The following is a 22876-nucleotide window of genomic DNA, read 5'->3' as shown; positions in this document are numbered from 1 at the left end:
TGGACTTCTTAGAAGTCCATGCCGCCACTCAAGCCCGCTTGCGGGCTTGAGCAACGTGAGTTCATGGGCGTGCTTTATGGACTTCTTAGAAGTCCATGCCGCCCATGCCGCCCATGCCGCCGCCGCCCATGCCGCCAGGCATGCCGCCGCCAGCCGACTCCTTCTTCGGAGCCTCCGCGATCATGGCTTCGGTGGTGACCAGCAGGCCGGCGACCGAGGCCGCGTCCTGCAGAGCCGTGCGCACAACCTTGACCGGATCGACGATACCCATGGCGATCATGTCGCCATATTCGCCGGTCTGGGCGTTGTAGCCGAACGTCGCGCCCTTGTTCTCGAGGATCTTGCCGGCAACGATCGATGCTTCCGCACCGGCGTTGGACGCGATCTGGCGGGCCGGAGCCTGCAGCGCGCGACGCACGATAGCGATGCCCGCGGTCTGGTCGGAGTTGGCACCGGTTGCCTTGATGGTCAGCGAGGCGCGCAGCAGTGCGACGCCGCCGCCGGGAACGATGCCTTCTTCGACGGCGGCACGGGTCGCGTTGAGGGCGTCATCGACGCGGTCCTTCTTTTCCTTGACTTCCACTTCGGTCGCACCGCCGACGCGGATGACGGCAACGCCGCCCGCCAGCTTGGCGAGACGTTCCTGCAGCTTCTCCTTGTCGTAGTCCGAGGTGGTCTCCTCGATCTGCTGCTTGATCTGGGCGACGCGGCCCTGGATTTCTTCCTTCTTGCCGGCGCCGTCGACGATGGTGGTGTTCTCCTTGGAGATCGACACCTTCTTGGCGCGGCCGAGCATGTTGAGGCCGACATTCTCGAGCTTGATGCCGAGGTCTTCGGAGATGACCTGGCCACCGGTGAGAATGGCGATGTCTTCCAGCATGGCCTTGCGGCGATCACCGAAGCCCGGCGCCTTGACGGCAGCGATCTTCAGGCCGCCACGCAGCTTGTTGACGACCAGCGTGGCAAGGGCCTCACCTTCGACGTCTTCGGAGATGATGACCAGCGGCTTCGAGGTCTGCACGACAGCCTCGAGGATCGGCAGCATGGCCTGCAGGTTGGAGAGCTTCTTCTCGTGGAGGAGGATGTAGGCGTCTTCCAGATCCGCAACCATCTTTTCGGCATTGGTGACGAAGTAGGGCGAGAGATAGCCGCGGTCGAACTGCATGCCTTCGACGACTTCGAGCTCGGTCTCGGCGGTCTTGGCCTCCTCGACGGTAATGACGCCCTCATTGCCGACCTTCTGCATCGCTTCAGCGATCATCGAACCGACCGAAGCATCGCCATTGCCGGCGATGGTGCCGACCTGGGCAACCTCTTCCGAGGTCTTGATCTTCTTGGCGTTCTTGATCAGCGTCGCGACGACGTCGGCGACGGCGAGGTCGATGCCGCGCTTGAGGTCCATCGGGTTCATGCCGGCGGCAACCGCCTTGTGGCCTTCCTGGACGATCGACTGCGCCAGAACGGTCGCGGTCGTGGTGCCGTCGCCGGCGATGTCGTTGGTCTTCGAAGCAACTTCGCGGACCATCTGCGCGCCCATGTTCTCGAACTTGTCTTCAAGCTCGATTTCCTTGGCGACGGTGACGCCGTCCTTGGTGATGCGCGGTGCGCCGAACGACTTGTCGATGACGACGTTGCGGCCCTTGGGACCGAGCGTGACCTTCACCGCGTCGGCGAGGATGTTGACGCCGCGCAGCATGCGCTCACGAGCGTCGCGGGAGAATTTTACGTCTTTGGCAGCCATTTTTAGCTCCTGGCAGGGGCTTGGATTAAGCCCGAAGATTTAAATGAGGGTGAGGCCGATATTCAGCCGATGATGCCCATAATGTCGGATTCCTTCATGATCAGAAGGTCTTCGCCATTGAGCTTGACTTCGGTGCCCGACCACTTGCCGAACAGGATGCGGTCGCCGGCCTTGACGTCCAGCGGGACGAGCTTGCCGGCCTCGTCGCGGGCGCCGGAACCGACGGCGATGATCTCGCCTTCCTGCGGCTTTTCCTTAGCCGTATCGGGGATGATGATCCCGCCCGCGGTCTTGGATTCGGATTCGACCCGACGAACGACCACGCGGTCATGAAGCGGGCGGAACTTCGACTTTGCCATTTTTTATTCCTCGATGAGAATGGTGAGAACAGTTCCTCCGTCCGGCGGCGCCGGACATGTGGTTAGCACTCATCTTGGGGGAGTGCTAACGTGGCGCTGAAATAGGCTGGCAACTCGCGCGAGTCAAGGCATCCGGTGAGCATCCTCAGGACAATTGCTTCAAACGGATACTTGACTAAGTCAACTAAATGGCTGATCTTGCCGGACAGGAGGATGCCATGACCATTCATCATCACCCAGGCAAGGAGCGGATCGACGCGGTGCGGGCCTTCAACCGCTTCTACACCCGCCAGATCGGGCTGCTCGACGAAGGGCTGCTGAAAAGCGACTTCTCGCTGACCGAAGCCCGGGTGCTCTATGAGCTGGCGCATCGCGATGGCCTGACCGCCACCGAGCTTGCGCGCGATCTCGGCCTCGATGCCGGTTATCTCAGCCGGCTGCTGAAGAAGTTCGAGGAGCGTGATCTGGTCGAGCGTGCCACGATCGAGGCGGATGCGCGGCGCTCGTCGATCGCGCTGACCAAGGCCGGGCGGCAGGCCTTCGCGCCGCTGAACCAGGGTTCGCACGAACAGGTCGCGGCTTTGCTCGAACGGCTTTCGGCTGCCGAACAGGACAGGCTGGTCAGGGCCATGCAGACGGTGCAGCGTCTGCTGGGCGGAAGTGCCGAGCCCAAAGTTCCCTATATGCTGCGGTCTCTGCAAGTCGGCGACATCGGCTGGATCATCCATCGCCAGGGCCTGCTCTACGCGCAGGAATATGGCTGGGACGAAACCTATGAAGCGCTGGTCGCCGAAATTCTCGGTGCCTTCGTCAAATCCTTTGATCCGAAATGGGAACGCAGCTGGATCGCCGAGCGGGAAGGGGAGGTCGTCGGCTCGGTCTTCGTCGTGCGCCAGTCGGACGCGGTGGCGAAGTTGCGCCTGCTCTATGTCGAGCCTTCGGCGCGCGGTCTCGGCATCGGCAGGCGGTTGGTCGAGGAATGCATCGGCTTTGCTCGAACCAAGGGTTACAGAACACTGACGCTGTGGACCAACGACGTCCTCACCTCGGCGCGCCGCATCTACGAGGCGGCCGGGTTCAAGCTGACCGACGAGGAGCGCCACCATTCCTTCGGCAAGGATCTGGTCGGCCAGAACTGGAATTTGGAGTTATAGCAGCGCCGCAGAATTTCGAGCATCGGCCTGCGGCGGTCGCTCAGGTCGCGGGCTTAATGTTTTGGTTCAAGCGAAAGAGATTGGTGGGGTCATACTTGTTTTTTAGCGCGGCCAGCCTCGGATAATTCTCGCGGTAAGCCGCCAGAACCCGATCAATGCCCTCTTCGCCGAGATTGTTGGCGTAGACGCCGCCGGTCGAGAACGGTCTCATTGCATCCCACAGGTCACGCGCCCATCGGATGTGCGTTTCGTCGTCAGACGGATTGTCCCAGATCGATATCGGGAAACAATCGTAAAGAGCATCTCGGTTGGCATAGGGCGTTTCATCCATCGGTACTCGCGAGATGGCGCCGCCAACCTGCTGCAGGACCAGAAGCGACTCGCGGGGTGCGGTCATGTAAGCCGCAAGCATGGCATCGATCGCCTGATCTGCGATTTCGCGCATGAACTGCGCCTTCCAGTAGTAGCGCCGCCCGCGCGGAAAGAGGCTATCCCCGGCCGATTGGATTTGAACATAGGGGACAGGAGCAATCTGGCACTCAACCGGCGTGCCATATTCTCTCAGAGGTTGAATGATTTGCTGGCCCTCGTCGAGTGGGCCGATGCAGCACGCCGATATGCTGAAGAAGCGTTCGCCCGAGGGCGCCGTCACAAGTGCTGCATCCAGGCTCAGCTCATCCGGGGCGCCGCTCGAGAATGCATGATAGAACCGCATCGCATCGCGTGCCTCTTCGTAGCGGTATAGCATCGATCCCGCGATGAGGAGCGGACCCACGGGATGGAGCTTGTATTCGAAGGTCGTGACTATTCCGAAATTGCCACCGCCGCCCCGGATGCCCCAGAACAAATCTGCATATTCGGCCGCGTTTGCCGTGAGCAACCGGCCGTCCGCCGTCACGATTTCGACAGCGACAAGGTTGTCGCAGCTCAGTCCATGTTTGCGGCCAAGCTTGCCGAACCCCCCGCCGAGTGTCAGTCCGGCTATGCCGGTATCCGCGTTGACACCCATGGTCGTCGCAAGACCATGGACCTGAGTGGCTGCGTCGAACTCGCCCAGGTTCAAGCCGGCTTCTGCGCGCGCAACACGGCGGATCGGGTCGACTTCGATCCGCTTCATGCGGGACACATCGATCACCACGCCGCCGTCGCATACCGAACTGCCGGCGACGTTATGGCCACCGGCGCGGACGGCGACGAGGAAGCCTTGCGATCGGGCGAAGTTGACCGCCGTGACGACATCGCTGGATTCGGCGCAATAGAACACAGCCGCCGGCCTCTTATCGACCATGCCATTCCAAACTCTGCGCGCCTGGTCATAGCCAGGGTCGTCCCGAAGGATCAGATCGCCGCGAATCGCCTGCCTGAGCCGAGCGATGTCCGGCGCCTGCAACGTCGGCTCGGAACCGTCCATAAGCTTGAACATGCTCATCGACCCTTCGTGATCCGGCACGGTTGGACAGGCCGCTTTCGTTCACCGACATGCGCCGGACCACAATGATCTCATGCGGCGCCATTCGCTGCAAAATCGAATATCTCAGTCGCTGGATGAGCTAAATTCATCTAAACTGCGTGGATGAGAAAACTTCCGCCGCTCGGATCGCTTCGCGCCTTCGAAGCCGCTGCCAGGCTGATGAGCTTCAGGAAGGCCGCGACGGAACTCGGAGTGACGCCGACGGCCATCAGCCACCAGATTCGATTGCTGGAGGAGGTCTGTGGGCAACTGCTGTTCCGGCGGCGCCCACGACCGCTCGTGCTCACAGGCGTGGGCGAACGGCTATTCCCGGTAATTTGCAGCGGCTTCGACGCTTTCGCTGCGGCAATCGCATCAGCCTCGGCCGGTGTTGGCCAACGCCCGTTGCGCGTGACGAGCCCAAATGCATTTGCCAGCCGATGGCTTGTTCCGCGCCTGTCGAAGTGGCGCGAACAGCATCCGAACATTCCATTGGAGATCATCGGGACAGACGCCGTTCTGGACCTGCAAGCCGGTGACGCCGACGTTGCGATCCGCTATGCGCGCAGGATGCCGCGGGACGTTCCCGCGCAGGAAATTTTTCGGGACGCATTCTTTCCGGTATGCAGCCCGGATCTGTTCGCAGGAGGCGACCGACAGATCGAGCGCGCCGCCGATCTGCGGCAATACCCGCTCATCCATTTCAATTGGACGAACCGCGACCCGGAAGCGCCGACCTGGCAGCGATGGCTGGCGATCGCACGCTCGATCGATCCCAGCATCCCCAATGCGAACCGGGCATGGGACTTGAGTTTCCGCGAAGAGCTGCACGCGATTGACGCGGTAGCGGCAGGCCAAGGCATCGCTATCTGCAGCGATGTGGTCGTCAGTGGCGAACTCGAGGCTGGCAGGCTGGTCAAGGCACATGATCTCTCTCTGCCAGGCTATGGCTATTACCTTGCCGGCGTAGCCAATCACCCCCGACAAGCGCATGTCGAAGCCTTTTCCGCCTGGATGAGATCGATAGTCTGAGCATCTGAACGCCGATCTTCCGCATGCTCGTCACAAGCGCCCGGCGTAATAAATCGCTAACCACTATCGCCCTGCACTGACTGCAATGCACATTTGTCACCCTCTGGCACAATCGGGCTCCTTGAATTATGAGCACGCTTATTATATATGTCGCTCATGGTTTCCGACGGCATCGACAGATTGGGCTTTTTGATCCACGACGTGCAGCGCCTGATGCGCAAGCGCTTCGAGGCGCGCGCCAGTGGTTTCGGCCTTTCTTCGGCGCAATGGCGGCTTCTGGTACGTGTCGCCAAGGAGGCGGGTGTCGCGCAGGCGCGGCTTGCCGAGCTTCTCGAAATCGAGCCGATCAGCGTCTCGCGTCTTGTCGATCGAATGGAGGAGGGCGGCTGGATCGAGCGCCGTCCCGACGCAACCGACAGGCGAGTGCGCATGATTTTCCCGACCGCCAAGGCGAACGCGGCCTACGCCCACGTCAAGAGCCTTGCCGGCGAGGTCTATGAGGAATCGCTCGTCGGCGTTTCGCCGGAAGATCGCCGCGTCCTGGTCAAGGCGCTGGAGATAATGGTGCAGAATCTTGCAGATGGTGAGACGCCGCCCTCGGAAAAAGTGAAGAATACGGAAGGCGCAGCAACATGAACGCGGTAGCCAAACTAGATGAGAATGCGGCCAAGCTGGAGATGGAAGCTCCCGCGAAGCCGGCGGCAGCTCCGGTAACGGTCGCTCCGCAGGTAGCTCCGGCGCCGGTGGTGCCGAAGAAGAAGCGCCGTGTCGGCCGCTTCCTTTTGATGGTTGTGCTGCCCGCTGCGTTGATCGCCGCCGGCAGCTATGTCTGGGTGACCGGCGGCCGCTATCAGGAGACCGAGAACGCCAATCTGCAGCAGGCCAAGGTGTCGATAGCCGCCGATACGGCGGGCCGCATCGTTCAGGTCGACATTTTCGACAACCAGTCTGTCAAGCAGGGCGACGTGTTGTTCGCCATCGACCCCGAGCCCTATCGGATCGCGTTGGCCCAGGCCGACGCGGCGGTGGCCGGTGCGCGGCTCAATGTCGAGCAGCTGCGTGCGGCCTACAGCCAGGCGCTGGCGCAGGGGAAGTCTGACGAAAGCCAGGTCCAGTACGCGCAGTCGCAATATGACCGCGCCGCCGACCTTGCCCAGAAGGGCATCAACGCCAAGTCGTCGCTGGACGAAGCCAAGAACGACCTCGACAAGGCCAAGCAGCAGCTGGCCGTAGCCCAGCAGGGGATCGTCAGCGCCAAGGCGGCACTTGGCGGCAATCCCGACATCGAAACCGACAAGCATCCGACAGTAATGGCGGCGCTCGCCGCACGCGACAAGGCGGCCTACGATCTGGTCCAGACCAAGGTCAAGGCGCCTGCCGACGGCATCATCAGCCAGGCCGCTTCGTTCAAGGTCGGCCAGTATGTCGGTTCGGGCACGCCGCTGTTTTCGCTGGTCGAGACCGGCGACACCTGGGTCGACGCCAATTTCAAGGAAACCCAGCTCACCAACATGAAGCCAGGCCAGAAGGCCGAAATCGTAGTCGATACCTATCCGGGCAAGACCTTCGAAGCCACCGTCAAGGCGATCGGCGCCGGCACCGGGGCCGAGTTCTCGCTGCTGCCTGCGCAGAACGCCACCGGCAACTGGGTCAAGGTCACGCAGCGCATTCCGGTCCGCCTGGAATTGGCCGATGCCGACGCCAAGACGGCGCTGCGCACCGGCATGAGCGCGACGGTCACGGTGGACACCGGCGTTTCCCGCGGGCTGCCGAGCATTTTCCGCGGCGCCACGGCAGGCCAGGCCAAGTAAGGAGGCCGAACAGCGGCCGCATAGCAAACAGTGAGATGGATGCAGGATTGGTCCGAAGAAGGCGCAGGAAAAGTTGAATGCGTAAACGGACTGCGCTGTAGCCTGCCTGAGCAGACAACTCCGCGCAGGATCTTCGGTCCTCAGGTTTCCGGGCGGCGGGCGCCCGCTTGTCGAGACGCTCAGTTGATGTAACCCCCACATCGATGCTCGCGTCCCACCGCGATGAGGGTCTCTCTACGGCGAGGGCCTCGCCGTCCGGAAACCTAATGTACACGTTTTTGTTACCTGCTGGAAGTTTTACGTCATGAGCAGCCCAGAACCCTTTCGCGAAGTACCGCACCGCGGCCTGATCACAGTCGCGCTCATGCTTGCGACGATCATGCAGGCGCTCGACACGACGATCGCCAACGTTGCGCTGCCGACCATGACCGGCGATCTCGGCGCCTCCCCCGACAACATCAACTGGGTGCTGACCTCCTACATCGTTGCCGCGGCGATCATGACGCCGGTGACCGGCTGGCTGGCCGACCGCTTCGGTCGCAAGGAGCTGTTCCTGACGGCCGTGGTAGGCTTCACCGTCTTCTCCATGCTGTGCGGCATCGCCTGGAGCCTGGAGACCATCGTTTTGTTCCGGCTCATGCAAGGCGTGTTCGGCGCCGCCATCGTGCCGCTGTCGCAAACCTTCCTGCTCGACATCAACCCTAGGGAACGCCACGGCCAAGCCATGGCCATCTGGGGCGCCGGCATCATGCTGGGACCGATCCTTGGCCCGACGCTGGGTGGCTGGCTGACCGAGAACTTCAACTGGCGCTGGGTGTTCTTCATCAACCTGCCGGTCGGCATCATCGCCTTCCTCGGCATGGCGGCGTATCTTCCCAGCGTCGCCCGGCGGGTGCGCAGCTTCGATTTCTTCGGCTTCACCATGCTCTCGCTCGGTGTCGGCGCGCTGCAGCTGATGCTCGATCGCGGCGGCGAGGTCGACTGGTTTTCCTCGATCGAGATATGGATCGAGCTCGGTCTTTCCATCACCGGCTTCTGGGTGTTCACCATTCATACACTGACGGCCGAGCACCCCTTTATCGACCCGAAGATCTTCCTCGATCGCAATTTCGTCACCGGGCTGGCGTTCATCTTTGTCATGGGCGTGCTCATCTTGGCGAGCATGTCGCTGCTGCCGCCAATGCTGTCGACCATCTTCGGCTATCCGACCCTCACCATCGGCATTGTCCTGGGACCGCGCGGTGTCGGCACGATGATCGCGATGCTGTTCGTCGGGCGGATCATGCACAGGATCGATGCCAGGATCCTCGTCGTCATCGGCTTCCTGCTGACCGCGCAGTCGCTCTACACGATGTCCAGCTTCTCGCCGCACATGGACGACTGGCTGATCCTCAGTTCCGGCGTCATCCAGGGCCTGGGAATGGGCATGGTGTTCGTGCCGCTGTCGACTGTAGCCTTCGCCACGCTCGACGCACGCTTCCGCACCGATGCCACGGCGTTGTTCAGCCTGGTGCGCAACCTTGGCTCGTCGATCGGCGTGTCGGTGGTGACGGTTCTGCTGGTACGCAACACGCAGATCAACCATGCCGAGCTTTCGGCCTACATCAATCCGTTCAATCCCAACCTCTGGGCGGCATCGCCGGCAGCGGCGGGCGGCGATCCGACGGCGCTGTCGCTGATGGATCGCATGGTCAATGTCCAGGCGATGATGATCTCCTACGTCAATGACTTCAAGCTGCTGATGATGATGACGCTGCTTGCCATTCCGTTTGTTTTCCTGCTGCGCAAGCCAAAGGCCGCGCCGCCCGCCGGTGGGGCGCCTGCCGCCCATATGGACTAAGCCTCAGGGCTTACGGCAACCGCGACCGGCACGAGGCTTCCGTTGGCTGTCCCGGTCGCGTGGCGTTAAGCCAGGTTCACCTGCCATTAGTATATCCGGACCAATATGCACTCGCTTTTGGGTTGAAGGCGAGCCTCCACTGCTTGCCTCAAGCATCAGCGGGAGGAATTGTGTTTGGCCACGAAATCATCCAGGCAAATCGCCGCAGCGCCCGAGTCCGCCAATCTGACGACGCTGGCAAAACTGGCGACTACCTCGTACGAAGTCCTCGAGCGCGAACTTCGTGCCACGATTGCGGCACTTCAGGACCAGGCATTGCGGTTCCAGACCGCGATAGAGAACATCTCGCAAGGCATCTGTTTCTTTGACGCCGATGAACGGCTGATCCTGTGCAACCGACGCTACGCGGAAATCTATCGTCTTGCACCGGAGCAATTGCAGCCGGGTGTGGCGCTGCACGAAATCGTCGAGCGGCGCGTCGCTGTCGGGACCTCGGCAATGAATGCGGACGCCTATCTGGGGTTGGCCCGGGCAGTCAATTCGGGCACGGCTTCGGGGAACTGGACAGCCGAGCTCGCCGATGGCCGGACAATTCAGGTCTGCCATCAGCCGATGCCTGACGGCGGCTGGGTGGCCACGCACGAGGACATCAGCGAGCTCAGCGCCAATCGCTTGGTCGTTGACGAGCGTATCTCCTTGCAGATGCTGATCGACCTGGTGCCTGACTACATGTGGGTGAAGGACACCGAGAGCCGCTTCGTCGTCGCGAACCGAGCCATTGCGTCCGATAGCGGTCGGGACAGTACGAGCGACATGATCGGTCTGAGCGACTTCGACCTTCATGCGCCGGAACTTGCGCAGAAGTTTCGCCATATCGAGCAGCAACTGATGCGCGACGGACAGCCGATGATCGACGAGGAGGAGTTCGTCGTCGATGCGTCAGGCACCGGCAAATGGTTCCTGTCGACGAAACTGCCGTTGCGCAACGTTCAAAACAACATTTTCGGCCTCGTCGGCATTGCCCGCGACATCACTGCGCGCAAGCAGGCCGAAATCCTGCGCGACGGGCAGGCGCATATCCTCGAGATGATCGCAAAGAGCGCTCCCCTCGAAGATGTGCTCGAGCGGCTCATGCGTCTGGTCGAATCCCAACTGGCGGGGATATTCGGTTCGGTCTTGCTGCTCGACAAGGATGGCAGCCACTTGCGTCACGCCGCCGCCCCCAGCCTGGCGAGAGACTACAGCGACGCCGTCGACGGCGCCGCGGTCGGCCCCGGAGCAGGGTCTTGCGGAACCGCAGTCTATCGGCGCGAGCCGGTGATCGTCGCTGACATTATGCACGATCCGCTTTGGCAGGATTATCGCGAACTCGCGCGGCCGCACGGTTTGCGTTCATGCTGGTCGACCCCGATCCTGTCGCATCAGGGCGCCGTGCTTGGCGTCTTTGCGATGTATTCGATGACGGTGCGCGAACCGACCGAGGCCGAGACTCGCCTCATCGATTTCACCACGCGCATCGCCGGGATCGCCATCGAACGCAAACAGGCCGAAGACCGGATCCACTTCATGGCCAACCATGACGTGCTGACCGGGCTTCCCAATCGCGCCTTGTTGGAGGACCGGCTCTCACAGGCGGTCTTGTACGCCCAGCGATACGATCGCTGGGTGACGGTGGTGTTCATCGATCTGGACAATTTCAAATTCGTTAACGACACGCTCGGTCACAATGCCGGCGACGAGCTTCTGAAGACCGTCGCTAGCCGCATGGTCGACTGCGTAAGGGCGACCGATACCGTCGTGCGGCTTGGCGGTGACGAATTTGTCATCGTGCTGTTCGACCAGCCGGCGAACGTTGATCTCGTTTCCGAGACGTTGCAAAAGCTCAGGGCTGCACTCGCCGAGCCGGTTCGGCTCGGAGCACATCTGGTGCGGGCGACGGCCAGCATCGGCATTGCCAATTATCCCAAGGATGGAACGGATCCCGATACGCTGCTGGCAAATGCCGATGCGGCCATGTATCGCGCCAAGGAGTTCGGCCGCGACAATTTCCAGTTTTACGCTCCCGAGTTCAACACCAGGGCGCATGAAAAATTCGTGCTTCAGGAAGAGTTGCGAAACGCCTTGGCGCGTTCGGAATTCACGCTGCTCTACCAGCCGCAGGTGGACCTTCGGTCAGGTCGGATTTTTGCGGTCGAGGCGCTGATACGCTGGAACCATCCAACGCTTGGCACGGTAATGCCGACGATGTTCATCCCGACCGCCGAGGAGACAGGTCTGATCGTACCGATCGGCGACTGGGTTCTGCATGAGGCGTGCCGGCAGAACAGAGCCTGGCAAGACGCTGGACTGCCGCCCTTGACCGTTTGCGTGAATGTGTCGGCGCGGCAATTCAGGGAGCGCAACCTGATCGATCGCATCGTCAGCGCGCTGAAGGACAGCCGCCTGGAGGCTAGGTATCTCGAGCTGGAGGTGACCGAGAGCCTTATCATGCAGGATATCGAGCTGGCGGTCGCCACCATGAACGCCCTGCAAAGCCTGGGTGTCCAGATCTCGATCGATGATTTCGGCACCGGCTATTCCAGCCTCAGCGCTCTCAAGACCTTTCCCGTGGCGCGGCTGAAGATCGACAAGTCCTTCATCAAGGATCTCGCCGCCGACGAGAACGATCAGGCTGTGGCCAGCGCGGTGATTTCATTGGGGCAAAATCTCAACCTGAGGGTCATCGCCGAGGGCGTTGAGACAGATGATCAGGTCGCTTTCCTGCGCAGGAACAATTGCGACGAAATGCAGGGCTATCATTTCAGCAGGCCGGTTTGCGCGCAGGACATCGAGGAATTGCTCGGCGGCGGCCGCAAAGGCTGACGGATCGGTCGCCAGCAGGCTTCCGCCGACCAAATGGCGGAAGTTATCTGCCGAGCACAAGGCACCAGTAGCGAAGCGTGCTGTCGCGGCCGTCGCGCACATAGGCGAGACCGAAGCGGGTGAAGCGCGGGTCGAGCAGGTTGCGGCGGTGGCCTGGCGAATGCACCCAGATATCGAACAGCTTCTGCTGGTCGAAGCGGCCTTCGGCGATGTTTTCGGCGGCAGCGCCGGCAATGCCATTATCTTTGACGCGCGAGGCAAAGTCCTTGCCCCAGCCGGTGGTGTGGTTCATTCGGCCGCCGCGCGCCATATAGCCGGCCTGCTGCAGCGCTGCCTGCTCGAGCTGCAAATCGGGGACAAGCGGCCCGAGACCCGCCGAAGCGCGGATGCCGGCCAGCGTGCCAGCGGCGGAGGCAGAGACACCGGCGCCTTCGCCGGTGGGCAGCACGGTGGCGCAGGCGACGAGCCCGGCAAGGGCGCCAAGGCCGGCAGCTCTGAGCAGCACGCGCCTGCTTAGGCTTGGTTGGGCCCCATAATTTTCGATTTTCGTAACGGTCATGCCCGCCTGACATAAGCGCGATCATGGCTTTTGCCGGGCGGGGCGGTGAAAATGCGTGATGATGGTTTCCGGCTCGATACCAGTCAGGCACGGACAGACAGTTTCTTTTGCCCCATCTCTGCGGCTTCACGAGCGCTGGCGAGGTATCCTCGGTTGCAAATTTTCTCTGGGGGATATCGCTTGCAGTGACGACCGGAGCGATTCGTACGCCTGAGCACCAAGCAGCCTCCGGTATTGGTCTTCGAGACGCTGATTGAAATCGTGGACGGTCCGGATCACCGCAAGCGCCGCGTCAGTTGCAACGATTAATTTGGCCCGTCGGTCGTTCGGATCATGCGAGCGCCGAACATAACCGAGGCGCTCCAGTTCATCGATCAACTCACCCATCGATGCTTTGCCAATGCCCGCACGCTCTGCGAGGACGCTGGGTCGGGTTCCCTCCGCGTCGATGTTGGCGAATAAAGCGCCGTGTTTGGGCTTGATTGCCGAATGGCCGCTCTCCCGGAGAACCTGGACCAAAGCGCTCGCCGACGATTGATAAGCATAGAGAAGCAGAGACTGCGTGTATGGCGGATTATCCATCTTTCCAAACTTATATGGTGCCCATATAGTATGGCAACCGAACTATATGACAGGAGGTCAGCATGGCTGCCGGCAACGTCCGAACTGAAGGGGTGGAAAGTGTCGCGCACAGGCTGATCGAAGCTTGGAATCGTCACGATGCTCGCGCCTTTGCCGCCGTATTCGCGGCAGATGCCGAATTTACAAACGTCTTCGGTATGCAGGCGACTGGACGTGACAAGATCGAGCAGTTCCATGCCCCAATTTTTGAGAAGATGTTCAAGCACAGCCACCTATCCGCGGAAAGCGTGCGGAACAGGCTTGTTCGCCCTGATGTTGCCACGCTCGACCTGCGGTGGTCCATGACTGGCGCACTCGATCCGATGGGAAACGAATGGCCGCGTCGGCTCGGATTAATCAGCGTAGTGGCGACGCGGGATCACGATGAATGGTTGATTGCAACGATGCACAATATGGAACTTGGAGACGATCAAATGGCAAAGTCTCAGGAGAAACTTCAAGAGGATAAGTAGGCTCTTCATTCACGTCAGAGTCGAAAGCGACAGCCATCCAGCATGGTCAGCCGATCTGATCGGGCAATGAGATCGAACGGCGGGTCAGGTGAATCGGGATTGGCGAGCCATGCTACAGGAGTTGGTGCTGGATGGCCCGCGCCTTGCCCGGTTTGGCCGGCCACAATGGCGCGCCATATAAGCCGGTCGCTTGGTCTTGCGGGATCTAATGTATGAACGGCTTGGCGCGCGCTGGGCTCTCGCCGGCAGTTCTTTGCGGCGCGGTGATCGCCGGTCGGCTATTCCGCCGCCACGAGTTTGGTTTCCGGCGTCGATGAAACCCGGCCGGCCCGATCGTCTTCGGTATGTTCCCACCAGTCGCCCAGGGCGTCGATAAGCGGCACAAGCTTGAGGCCGGGCTCCGTGAGGTCGTAATCCACGTGTAGCGGATAGCCGACATGCGCCGTTCGCCGCACGATCCCGGCTTCCTCCAGCTTGCGCAGTTCCAGCGCCAGGATGCGGTGCGACACTGCCGGGTTGTCACGCCTCAAATCGCTGAAGCGCTTGGTACCATCCTTGAGATAATAGAGCAGCAAGGTGGGCCATCGACCGCTGAGCACACGCATGGTCTCCTCGATCGGGCAGCGTGAGACGACATCTTTCATGGCGGGGACCTGGTTACAGAATAGTGCCTAATTTACATGGGGCGACCAGCGTTTAGGGTCAAGTTTCGCTGCGCAGCGTGACCCCTAACATGGAAGAGACAAAGAAATGGAACCTATTCTCCTTTACGGCTTCCCGCTGGGAAGTTCGATGGGGCTTGTCGCTGCTTTTGAACGCCTCGGACAACCCTATCGCCTGTGTCGTGTCGACATGCTCACTGAGATGAAGAACGAGGCCTATGCCAGCATCAACGGCCGTCAGGAAACGCCGGTGTTGATCACGGACGAGGGCAGGGTACTCACCGAGACCATGGCGATTGCCGCCTGGCTCGAAGCCCGCGATACGCAACGCCGTATCAGCTTCGATCCTCGCTCGCCGGAGGCCGACCGGATGCACCAGCTGGTCGCCTTCATAAACACCGGCTTCACCGCCGCCTTCACCCCGCTCTGGGCGGCATATGAAATGGAGTCGGCCGAACCGGTGCTGCTGGCGACTTTACGTGATTTCGGCCGCAAGGTCGTTACCAACCGCCATAACCAGCTTGAGGCGATGATCCTCGACACGGATTTCCTGATCGGCGAGCGGCTGACGCTTGCCGACACCACGTTGATCGGCGTGGCGCGCTGGGCGGAATTCCACCAGGCGGTCGACGGCGCCGCTTACCCAAAGTTGGCGGCGCTACGCCGCCGCATCGAAGCCGATCCGGCCGTGCAATACGCGCTCGCTGTCGAGGCTGGCGAAAAGCTCGCCGGGTCAGGCGCTTGCTTCGGTCACTTGCCGCTGGCCGAGGTGATCGATCGCTTCGCGGCGTAACTGTTCGCTCAGCGCCCGGCGCCTTGGCGCCGGGCGCTGGCGACAAGCACCCCCAGATCGGCTATCATGTCGACGCTCTTGAAGTGGCAGCTGCGGGCGGCCATCCTGGCGGTGACCGCCCCGACACACGGGAGAAAGGTTATGGCCGGCTTTCATGTCATGGCTGATGCACGTGGAATGCATGTGCAGCCCACGGTGCGCCGCATCAGCACCGAGGATCTGATCGATGCGCTCCGTCTCGGCGTCGAGGATTTCTGGGCCAAGCCGTCGCATTATGTGTTCCTGTGCCTGATCTATCCGGTGGTCGGCCTGATCCTGACGCAGTGGACCTCGGGCTCGAACGCCATCCAGCTCATCTATCCGCTGATGTCCGGCTTCGCTTTGGTCGGTCCGTTCGCGGCTATCGGCCTTTACGAAATCAGCCGCCGGCGCGAATTCGGCATGGATACATCCTGGTGGCATGCGCTCGACGTGCGCCACTCGCCGGCGCTCCCCGCGATTGCAGTCATCGGTATCATGCTGCTGGTACTGTTCCTGCTCTGGCTGTTCACCGCGCAGTCGATCTACACCAGCCTGTACGGCAATCAGCCTCCGGCCTCTATTGCCGGCTTTATTCGTGAGGTGCTGACGACCAGCAAGGGCTGGACGCTGATCCTGCTCGGCAACCTGGCCGGGTTCGCCTTCGCAGCGATCGTGCTGGCGACGACCGTCGTCGCCTTTCCGCTGCTGCTGGACCGCGATGTCGGCGCGGTCTCGGCAGTCGAGACGTCGGCGCGCGCCGTCCTGACAAACCCGCTGCAGATGGCGCTGTGGGGCCTGATGGTCGCCGTGCTCCTGGTCATCGGCTCGATCCCGCTATTTGCCGGGCTTGCCGTCGTCATGCCCATCCTTGGCCACGCGACCTGGCATCTTTATCGCAGGGTGGTCGAACCGGAGCGGGCGGAGCAGGTCAGGCGGCCAATGTAGGACCGATCAGCGTTGCGCGTCGGTTGCCATCTTGACGGCCAGCGCGGTCAGCACCGTACCCATCATCCAGCGCTGGATCACCATCCATAAGGGCCGCCCGGCGAGGAAAACCGCGATCGAGCCGGCCGTCACCGCGATGATGGCATTGACGGTCAGGCTGATCGCGACCTGCGTGGCACCGAGCACTAGAAGCTGCGACAGCACGTGGCCCTTGCCGGGGCTGATGAATTGCGGCAGCAGCGACAGATAGAGCACTGCCACCTTCGGGTTGAGCAGGTTGGTCATCAGGCCCATCGCGAACAGCTTGCGCGGCCTGTCTTTCGGCAGTTCGCGGATATGGAAGGGCGAGCGCCCGCCGGGCTTCACCGCTTGCCAGGCGAGCCACAGCAAATAGAGCGCGCCGGCAAGGCGCAGCACATCATAGGCAAAGGGTACGGCGAGCAGCAGCGCGGTGATGCCGAACGCCGCCGACAGCACATAGAACAAGAAACCGAGCGCCACGCCGCCCAGCGAGATCAGCCCGGCCTTCGGCCCCTGCGACAGCGAGCGCGAGATCAGATAGATCATGTTCGGGCCGGGCGTCAGCACCATGCCGAGGCAGACCAGCGCGAAGGCAAGGTGGTTGGCGGGTTCAGGCAAGAGCGCATCTCCGGATGGGAACACTCACCACATGCTTCCATCATCCGCAAGGGCATGAGGGCAGGAGCCTTTGCGCCAGTGCGCCGGGCCTCCTGCCTTAGTTCCCGGACGACAATCTTGCGGACACAATGAAAGCTGGTGACAGGGCGAAGCGCTTCGGTTAATCCGGGCCGGCCGCTACGGACCGTCGGTCGCGGCGCTTGCAAGCATCATGGTACAGGGACAACGGCATGGCGGATTCGCCCGACATCATCGGTTCGCTCGCAGACTTGTCGGGAGCCTATTCAGCCATACTGTGCGACGTCTGGGGCGTGGTGCATAATGGCGAATGGCATTTCCCGGCGGCGGCTGCCGCGCTGATCGCTGCTCGCGCGGCGAGAATACCTGTCGTGCTGATCACCAATTCGCCGCGCCGCAGCGCCGACGTGGTGGCGCAGATGAACGCCATCGGCGTTCCTCCCGCTGCCTACGACCGTGTCGTAACGTCCGGCGACGTTACCCGCGATCTGATCGCCGAAGGGCCGCGAAAGATCTTCCATATAGGCGCCGATCGGGATTTCACGCTCTATGAGGGCCTCGACGTCGAGCTCGTCGAGGAGTTCGAAGCATCCGGCGTGGTCTGCACCGGCCTGTTCGACGACGAGGTGGAGAAGCCGGAAGATTATGCCGATCTTCTGCGGCGGCTGCGTGCCAGGAACCTGCCCTTCATCTGCGCCAATCCCGACATCGTCGTCGAGCGCGGCGAACGGATGATCTGGTGCGCAGGCGCTTTGGCCCGCGAATACGCACAGCTTGGCGGACGCACGCTGATCGCCGGCAAGCCGTACGCGCCGGTCTATGACGTCGCCATGAAGGAGGTCGCCGTCATTCTCGGCCGCCCGGTCGAGCGTTCGCAAGTTCTGGCCATCGGCGACGGCATGATGACCGACATCAAGGGCGCGGCCGACAATGGCTTCGACGTGCTCTACGTATCGGGCGGCATCCATGGCCGCGATTACGGTGAGACGCTGCAGCCGGATCCGGCCAGGCTCGCGGCCTTTCTGGAAAAATACGGCTACAGGCCGGTCGCGGTGATTCCCAGACTGCAATAGGTTCAAGCCATGACGGCAATGTTCGAACGCATTTCCGCAACCGCACCGCTGCCGGCCCATCTGCGCGGCGGCGTGGTGGCTATCGGCAATTTCGACGGCGTCCACCGCGGCCACCAGGCGGTGCTCGAACGCGCGCGCGCCGAAGCGGAGCGTCGCGGCGTACCCGCCCTGGTGCTGACCTTCGTACCGCATCCGCGAAAGGTTTTCAGGCCGGACATGCCGTTGTTCGTGCTGACGCCGCCGCCGATGAAGGCGCGGCTTTTGTCGCATCTGGGCTTTGCGGCGCTGGTCGAGCAGCCGTTCACACGCGAGTTCGCCTCCTTGTCGGCGGAGGCTTTCGTCACCGGCGTGCTCGAGCGCAACCTCGGCATAAGCCACGCCGTCACCGGCTTCGATTTCCATTTCGGCAAGGACCGCCAGGGCGGTCCGGCCTATCTGATGGCTGCCGGCGAGCGCCACGGCTTCGGCGTCACGCTGGTGGATGCGTTTCGCGACGAAAGCGCCGAGGTGGTGTCGTCGAGCCGCATACGCACGCTGCTGTGCGAGGGCAATGTGGCCGAGGCCGCCGGCTTGCTCGGCTACCGTTTCACCGTCGAGGCGGAGGTGATCGGCGGCCAGCAGCTCGGCCGGACACTCGGCTTTCCGACCGCAAACATGAGGCTTTCGCCGGAAGCCACCCTCAAGGAAGGGATTTATGCCGTCCGCTTCCGCCGCGCCGACGGTTCCCTTCATGATGGCGTCGCCAGCTTCGGCCGCCGGCCGACGGTCGACGACAATGGCGCGCCATTGCTGGAGACCTTCGTCTTCGACTTTTCCGGCGACCTCTATGGCGAGATTTGTGCCGTGTCCTTCTTCGGCTACCTGCGCTCGGAGGTGAAGTTCGACGGGCTTGACGCGCTGGTCGCCCAGATGAAGCGTGACGAGGCCGAGGCGAAGGCACTGCTCGCCGGCGTCAGGCCGCTTTCCGGGCTGGACCGCGCGATCGCGTTTTGACAACCCGCGCCGTCGTCGTCCGCGTCGCTTCGCCCTGGGATGACGAAGCTGGGGATTTCAGCCAATCTCGAAGGTATGCGATAGAAATGAACGACGAGCATTACCTGTCGGCGTCCTGCAATCCGCCATGTCGATCACAATTTATCTCTTCAGCGCCAGGCCGACGGCAATGAAGGTCCAGCCTTGGAAAATCAGGTCGACGGCTAGGAACAGGCCGAGCACCCACACGCTGTTGAACGGCCAACCCATGGCGATGACCAGTCCCGCCAGCGCGCTGATGACGCCGGCCGTGACCACCCAGCCCCAGCCCGGCTGCGGCCGGTGGCTGTAGCCGACCCAGGCCCTGAGCACGCCTGAGGCAAGCAGCGCGACCGCCAGGAGGAATGTCAGCACCGCCGAGGCCAGCAGTGGATTGTAGAAGGCGAAGAACCCGGCGACGGCGTAGAGAAGCCCGCTGAGCAGCCAATAGAAGAAGCGGCCCCATGTCTTCACGCCGAAGGCATGGATGATCTCGACAATGCCGGCCATCAGCATCAGCCAGCCGACGACATAAACCGAGGCGACGGTTGCGATGAACAGATTGCCGAAAGCAATGCCGCCGAAGATGAGCAGCAGCACCCCGAGCGCGACGAACCATCCCCACTTCGCCCGCGTCTGGCCAATGGCGTCTTTCATGGCATCGCTGTGCACGGTCATTGCCCTTCTCCGTCAAGGTTGCCTAGCTTCTTTGTTCCGAAAGGTAGCGCCGATCGCCTTGCCCGTCCAGCGAGCAGGGTGTGAGCGCCACACTCCCGAGCGATCCGCTTGCCAACCTTCGCTTTTTATCCGAAGCGGCCAAATACCAGATGGAATATTCGATCGTGTGCAGGGGTGGGCCAGCGCTAAAAGATGACAAGCGGGTTTACGGGCGACCCCCGTCGTCCCGTGTATTCGCCATGGCGCAAGTGAAACGAAAAATTGCCAGCGCTGGCATTGGCCCCTTTATCGATGACGTGCGGCTGCTGCTGTATACCGTTTTCTACGCTTGATGAGGCTGGGGAAGCAAAATGAGCGATATGGACGAACACCGCGATCTGCTGGAGATCAACGCCGTCCGCAGGCTGTTGACGTCAAAACCACGAACGGTCCGCTGGGACGAACGCCGGGCACGGCTCGACGAAGTCGGTTCGGTCTGGCCGGTCGCGGAGGACATCCGATGCGAGCATGCGGTTTTCGATGGCCTCGAGGGAGAGTGGTCCCTGGCGCCTGGCAGTGACAAGGATAAGATTCTGCTCTTTTTCCACGGTGGCGGCTACTGCTCCGGCTCTCTTAAAAGTCATCGTCGAATGGTGACCGAGGCAGGCCGGGCAATGGGAATGCGCACCCTCGCGATCGCCTATCGACGCGCGCCGGAACATCCTTTCCCTGCGCAACATGAAGACGCACTCACCGCATGGCGCTTTCTGAGGCGGCAGGGCATTGCGCCGGATCGCACCGTGGTTGGGGGAGACAGTGCGGGCGGCAACCTCACCCTGTGCCTGGTCAGTATATTGCGCACGGCAGGCGAGCGGTTGCCGCGATGTCTTTGGCTGTGTTCGCCCTGGACGGACCTTTCGATGTCCGGCGCGACACTATCAACAAAGGACGCAATCGACCCTATCATCCACCGGGCGTATTTGGGGGAACTGGCAACCGCCTATGTTCCCAATGGCGTTGATCGGCGCGATCCGCTGATCTCGCCTTTGTTCGCCGATCTGAGCGGATTTCCCCCAATGCTTATACAAGTCGGTTCGGCCGAGACGCTGTTGTCGGACGCAACTCGGCTCGCGGAAGCCGCTGGCGCGGCTGACGTCAAAGTACGTCTCGAAATTTGGCCGCATATGATTCACGCTTGGCCGGTTTGGAATGCGGGGCTGGGTGCCGGTCGGCGCGCTCTTCACAGCGCGGGCATGTTTGCCCGCGAATATTTATAACCCCTGCCGAGGCAGCTGCTGGCGCATTCCAAACGTCTTGATCTGGAATCTTGGTGCGCCAGTACAATTCGCTGCAATGCGGAAAACAGCCCGGCCAATGCCGCCAACGTTACGGACATTAAGTCAAATTTTACCGAACTGGCGCCATGGCTTGGATAAAGGCTGATAGTGTTGGTCAACGCGTTCGACATATGGAGTAATGATGCGGTCTGTCCCGACGGTCTTGGCCGCATTCATGCTCGGCACCTGCGGCGTTGCCAAGGCAGGCGAGGGCACCTTCGGCTGGATGTCCGGAGACTGGTACCTGACGGTCGGCGCCACCGGCATGGTTGCCCCGAATTTCGAAGGCGGCAAAAAGTACCTGCTCAGCGCCTCGCCGATCATCTCGCTCGGCAAGGCTGGTCCCGCGGCGCGCTTCACCTCGCGCAACGACAATATCTCGTTGGCATTGATCGACGATGGCGGCATCCGAACCGGCCTGACAGGCAAGTTCCTGTTTTCCCGCGACGGTGGTGACGCCGACGAGTTGAAGGGCCTCGGCCCGGTGCGCTGGGGCGGCGAGGCTGGCGGCTTCTTCGAATTCTATCCTTTGGATTGGCTGCGTGCCCGCGCCGAATTGCGGCATGGCATTCGCGCCCATAACGGCTTTGTCGCCGACATCGCCGCCGACGCCTTTTACGATGTGACGCCCGATGTCAGGATTTCGGGCGGGCCGCGCGTTTCATTCGCCTCATCGGACTATTTCGACGCCTATTACGGCGTTGATGCCGAGGAGTCCCTGGCCTCGGGGCTCAGCGAATATCATCCCGGTGGCGGGGTGAAGTCGGCGGGCCTGGGCGGCGCGGTGACCTGGAAGGTGACCGAGCCGATGACGGCCAGTCTGTTCGGCGAATATTCCCGCCTGATGGGCCCGGCCGGCGATTCCAGCCTGGTCAAGGAGCGCGGCGATCGCAACCAGTTCACGATCGGCGTGTCGACAACCTACCGCTTCGATTTCTCGATGTGAGCGGGCGGGCGTCGGCTCATTTGATCAAACGGCTGTCGAACGGATAATGGTATAGGCCCGCAATCGTAATGCGTGACGCATCGTCATGGGTCGGGTTGAGCAGATAGTTGTTTGCCTTGCGCATTATGATCGAAGGAATTTTCATGAGCGCGTAACGATTGGCCGAGAGAAAGTCCGTGCCCTGTCGCCGGGTCGATTCCATGTCCTTGTCCCAGCCGTCCTGGATAACCGGTTCGGTCATTTCTATTCCGTCCGGAACGTCGATTTCGATAAGCTGGTAGGTTTCCGGAACGGTTTCGCGCGTCGCATGCACCAGTATCTCCAGCAGTGCCGTCGAAGGGTGGTCGGTGCAATAGACGATGGGCATTCCGCGCCTGTTCCATCTTCCATCAACGAGCGTTCCGCCACGACCCGAGAGATCCGCGAAACTGGAGATGCGCCAGATGCGCATCGTCAGGCAAGCATGCCAAAGTCGATACGGATAAGCTCTTCGGAAACGACGTGGGCGCCGGTCTCTGTCTCAAGGAGATCGATCGGCCTTGCACCATCCAATGCTATGATCTCGCTTCTCAGCCAACGCTGGGCTTTCTCATGGCTACCGAATACCCGATCCGCCTGCTCGGCGATGCGTTCAAGGCGCAGGGCGCGGTCGGATTCAGCTGGCGAAAGCGGCTCGGCATGTTCCTTGCGACGCGCCAGCGTGCGGCGGGGGGCAACGATACGATAGAGTTCTTCGCTACTGAAACCCAGACTGCGCAGATGATCGATCTTGTCCGTAGGGACGGAAAAGTCGCGTGTTGCGCGAATTGCCCTTGCTGCGACCGACATGAATTGTTTCCTTGGCACTGCAGGCCATTTGCCTACAAATGTAT

Annotated in this window: 24 protein-coding genes; 14 read left to right on the top strand and 10 right to left on the bottom strand. The window is 61.7% G+C overall.

All coding sequences use genetic code 11. The features are described 5' to 3' along the window. Positions 1-85: 85 nt before the first annotated feature. Both groL and groES read right to left on the bottom strand, forming a co-directional pair. A complete protein-coding gene (groL, locus tag NKH78_RS30310) occupies positions 86-1741 on the bottom strand; it encodes a chaperonin GroEL (RefSeq protein WP_352884951.1) in 1656 nt (551 codons plus the stop codon). A 62-nt stretch (positions 1742-1803) separates the two neighbouring features. Then, on the bottom strand, positions 1804-2100 hold the full coding sequence (gene groES / locus NKH78_RS30305) for a co-chaperone GroES (protein ID WP_006203049.1): 297 nt from the start codon (positions 2098-2100) through the stop codon (positions 1804-1806). Positions 2101-2318: 218 nt separating this feature from the next. Here groES and NKH78_RS30300 point away from each other — a divergent pair, with 218 nt between their 5' ends. Further along, a complete protein-coding gene (locus NKH78_RS30300; protein WP_352703374.1) occupies positions 2319-3254 on the top strand; it encodes a bifunctional helix-turn-helix transcriptional regulator/GNAT family N-acetyltransferase in 936 nt (311 codons plus the stop codon). A gap of 40 nt (positions 3255-3294) precedes the next feature. Here NKH78_RS30300 and NKH78_RS30295 read toward each other — a convergent pair whose 3' ends face one another. Further along, the gene (locus NKH78_RS30295) at positions 3295-4683 is read right to left on the bottom strand and encodes an FAD-binding oxidoreductase (RefSeq protein ID WP_352884950.1); all 1389 of its coding nucleotides are present in this window, start codon (positions 4681-4683) and stop codon (positions 3295-3297) included. 144 nt (positions 4684-4827) lie between these two features. Here NKH78_RS30295 and NKH78_RS30290 point away from each other — a divergent pair, with 144 nt between their 5' ends. From NKH78_RS30290 to NKH78_RS30270, 5 genes are all read left to right on the top strand, one after another. Then, entirely contained in the window at positions 4828-5736 is a 909-nt protein-coding gene (locus tag NKH78_RS30290) for a LysR substrate-binding domain-containing protein (protein ID WP_352884949.1), read from the top strand. Between the two features lie 156 nt (positions 5737-5892). Then, positions 5893-6372, top strand: a complete 480-nt coding sequence (locus NKH78_RS30285) for a MarR family winged helix-turn-helix transcriptional regulator (RefSeq protein WP_352703393.1) — start codon at positions 5893-5895, stop codon at positions 6370-6372. Beyond that, positions 6369-7547: an HlyD family secretion protein gene (locus tag NKH78_RS30280; RefSeq protein WP_352741009.1), complete on the top strand. Its 1179-nt coding sequence runs from the start codon at positions 6369-6371 to the stop codon at positions 7545-7547. Before NKH78_RS30285 ends, NKH78_RS30280 begins: the two co-directional genes overlap by 4 nt. A 304-nt stretch (positions 7548-7851) precedes the next feature. Beyond that, a complete protein-coding gene (locus NKH78_RS30275) occupies positions 7852-9387 on the top strand; it encodes a DHA2 family efflux MFS transporter permease subunit (RefSeq protein WP_352741007.1) in 1536 nt (511 codons plus the stop codon). Between the two features lie 174 nt (positions 9388-9561). Beyond that, the gene (locus tag NKH78_RS30270; protein WP_352741005.1) at positions 9562-12249 is read left to right on the top strand and encodes an EAL domain-containing protein; all 2688 of its coding nucleotides are present in this window, start codon (positions 9562-9564) and stop codon (positions 12247-12249) included. Positions 12250-12292: 43 nt separating this feature from the next. On the opposite strand, the gene NKH78_RS30265 is transcribed toward NKH78_RS30270, so the two are convergent. After that, a complete protein-coding gene (locus NKH78_RS30265) occupies positions 12293-12808 on the bottom strand; it encodes a CAP domain-containing protein (protein ID WP_352741003.1) in 516 nt (171 codons plus the stop codon). 126 nt (positions 12809-12934) lie between these two features. Beyond that, entirely contained in the window at positions 12935-13390 is a 456-nt protein-coding gene (locus tag NKH78_RS30260) for a MarR family winged helix-turn-helix transcriptional regulator (protein WP_352508890.1), read from the bottom strand. 62 nt (positions 13391-13452) lie between these two features. Between NKH78_RS30260 and NKH78_RS30255 the strand changes: the two genes are divergently transcribed. Then, positions 13453-13902, top strand: coding sequence for an SgcJ/EcaC family oxidoreductase (locus NKH78_RS30255; RefSeq protein WP_352508891.1), 450 nt, complete (start codon positions 13453-13455; stop codon positions 13900-13902). A gap of 278 nt (positions 13903-14180) precedes the next feature. On the opposite strand, the gene NKH78_RS30250 is transcribed toward NKH78_RS30255, so the two are convergent. Further along, positions 14181-14546, bottom strand: a complete 366-nt coding sequence (locus tag NKH78_RS30250; RefSeq protein ID WP_352508892.1) for a winged helix-turn-helix transcriptional regulator — start codon at positions 14544-14546, stop codon at positions 14181-14183. Positions 14547-14652: 106 nt separating this feature from the next. Here NKH78_RS30250 and NKH78_RS30245 point away from each other — a divergent pair, with 106 nt between their 5' ends. Beyond that, positions 14653-15357, top strand: a complete 705-nt coding sequence (locus tag NKH78_RS30245; protein WP_352508893.1) for a glutathione S-transferase family protein — start codon at positions 14653-14655, stop codon at positions 15355-15357. 141 nt (positions 15358-15498) lie between these two features. Continuing rightward, positions 15499-16323 (top strand): DUF2189 domain-containing protein, encoded by an 825-nt coding sequence (locus NKH78_RS30240; RefSeq protein ID WP_352649688.1) that lies wholly within the window; start codon positions 15499-15501, stop codon positions 16321-16323. A gap of 6 nt (positions 16324-16329) precedes the next feature. Here the strand turns inward: NKH78_RS30240 and NKH78_RS30235 are convergent, their stop codons facing one another. Further along, positions 16330-16962, bottom strand: coding sequence for a LysE family translocator (locus NKH78_RS30235; RefSeq protein ID WP_352479901.1), 633 nt, complete (start codon positions 16960-16962; stop codon positions 16330-16332). A 230-nt stretch (positions 16963-17192) separates the two neighbouring features. Between NKH78_RS30235 and NKH78_RS30230 the strand changes: the two genes are divergently transcribed. Next, complete coding sequence (locus NKH78_RS30230; RefSeq protein WP_352739156.1) at positions 17193-18053, top strand: TIGR01459 family HAD-type hydrolase; 861 nt, start codon at positions 17193-17195, stop codon at positions 18051-18053. Between the two features lie 9 nt (positions 18054-18062). Continuing rightward, the gene (locus NKH78_RS30225) at positions 18063-19046 is read left to right on the top strand and encodes a bifunctional riboflavin kinase/FAD synthetase (protein ID WP_254817425.1); all 984 of its coding nucleotides are present in this window, start codon (positions 18063-18065) and stop codon (positions 19044-19046) included. Between the two features lie 141 nt (positions 19047-19187). On the opposite strand, the gene NKH78_RS30220 is transcribed toward NKH78_RS30225, so the two are convergent. Further along, positions 19188-19742, bottom strand: coding sequence for an HdeD family acid-resistance protein (locus tag NKH78_RS30220; protein WP_254817426.1), 555 nt, complete (start codon positions 19740-19742; stop codon positions 19188-19190). A gap of 80 nt (positions 19743-19822) precedes the next feature. On the opposite strand from NKH78_RS30220, the gene NKH78_RS30215 reads away from it, so the two are divergent. The 3 genes from NKH78_RS30215 to NKH78_RS30205 all read left to right on the top strand — a co-directional run bounded on the left by NKH78_RS30215 (position 19823) and on the right by NKH78_RS30205 (position 22004). Then, positions 19823-20074 carry a hypothetical protein gene (locus NKH78_RS30215; RefSeq protein WP_352739158.1) on the top strand — a complete coding sequence of 84 codons (252 nt, stop codon included), beginning with the start codon at positions 19823-19825 and terminating at the stop codon, positions 20072-20074. 18 nt (positions 20075-20092) lie between these two features. Next, complete coding sequence (locus NKH78_RS30210) at positions 20093-20998, top strand: alpha/beta hydrolase (RefSeq protein WP_352739160.1); 906 nt, start codon at positions 20093-20095, stop codon at positions 20996-20998. A gap of 199 nt (positions 20999-21197) precedes the next feature. Beyond that, positions 21198-22004, top strand: a complete 807-nt coding sequence (locus tag NKH78_RS30205) for a MipA/OmpV family protein (RefSeq protein ID WP_502899876.1) — start codon at positions 21198-21200, stop codon at positions 22002-22004. A gap of 16 nt (positions 22005-22020) precedes the next feature. On the opposite strand, the gene NKH78_RS30200 is transcribed toward NKH78_RS30205, so the two are convergent. After that, complete coding sequence (locus NKH78_RS30200) at positions 22021-22455, bottom strand: RES family NAD+ phosphorylase (RefSeq protein WP_352479905.1); 435 nt, start codon at positions 22453-22455, stop codon at positions 22021-22023. 2 nt (positions 22456-22457) lie between these two features. After that, positions 22458-22832 (bottom strand): Xre family toxin-antitoxin system antitoxin, encoded by a 375-nt coding sequence (locus NKH78_RS30195; protein ID WP_352479906.1) that lies wholly within the window; start codon positions 22830-22832, stop codon positions 22458-22460. Between the last annotated feature and the right edge of the window lie 44 nt (positions 22833-22876).

Source organism: Mesorhizobium sp. M0910, from assembly GCF_040319465.1.
In the GTDB taxonomy this organism is placed as follows: Bacteria; Pseudomonadota; Alphaproteobacteria; order Rhizobiales; family Rhizobiaceae; genus Mesorhizobium.
Note: the sequence above shows the minus strand (reverse complement) of the source record. Positions and strands in the feature narration are given on the sequence as shown.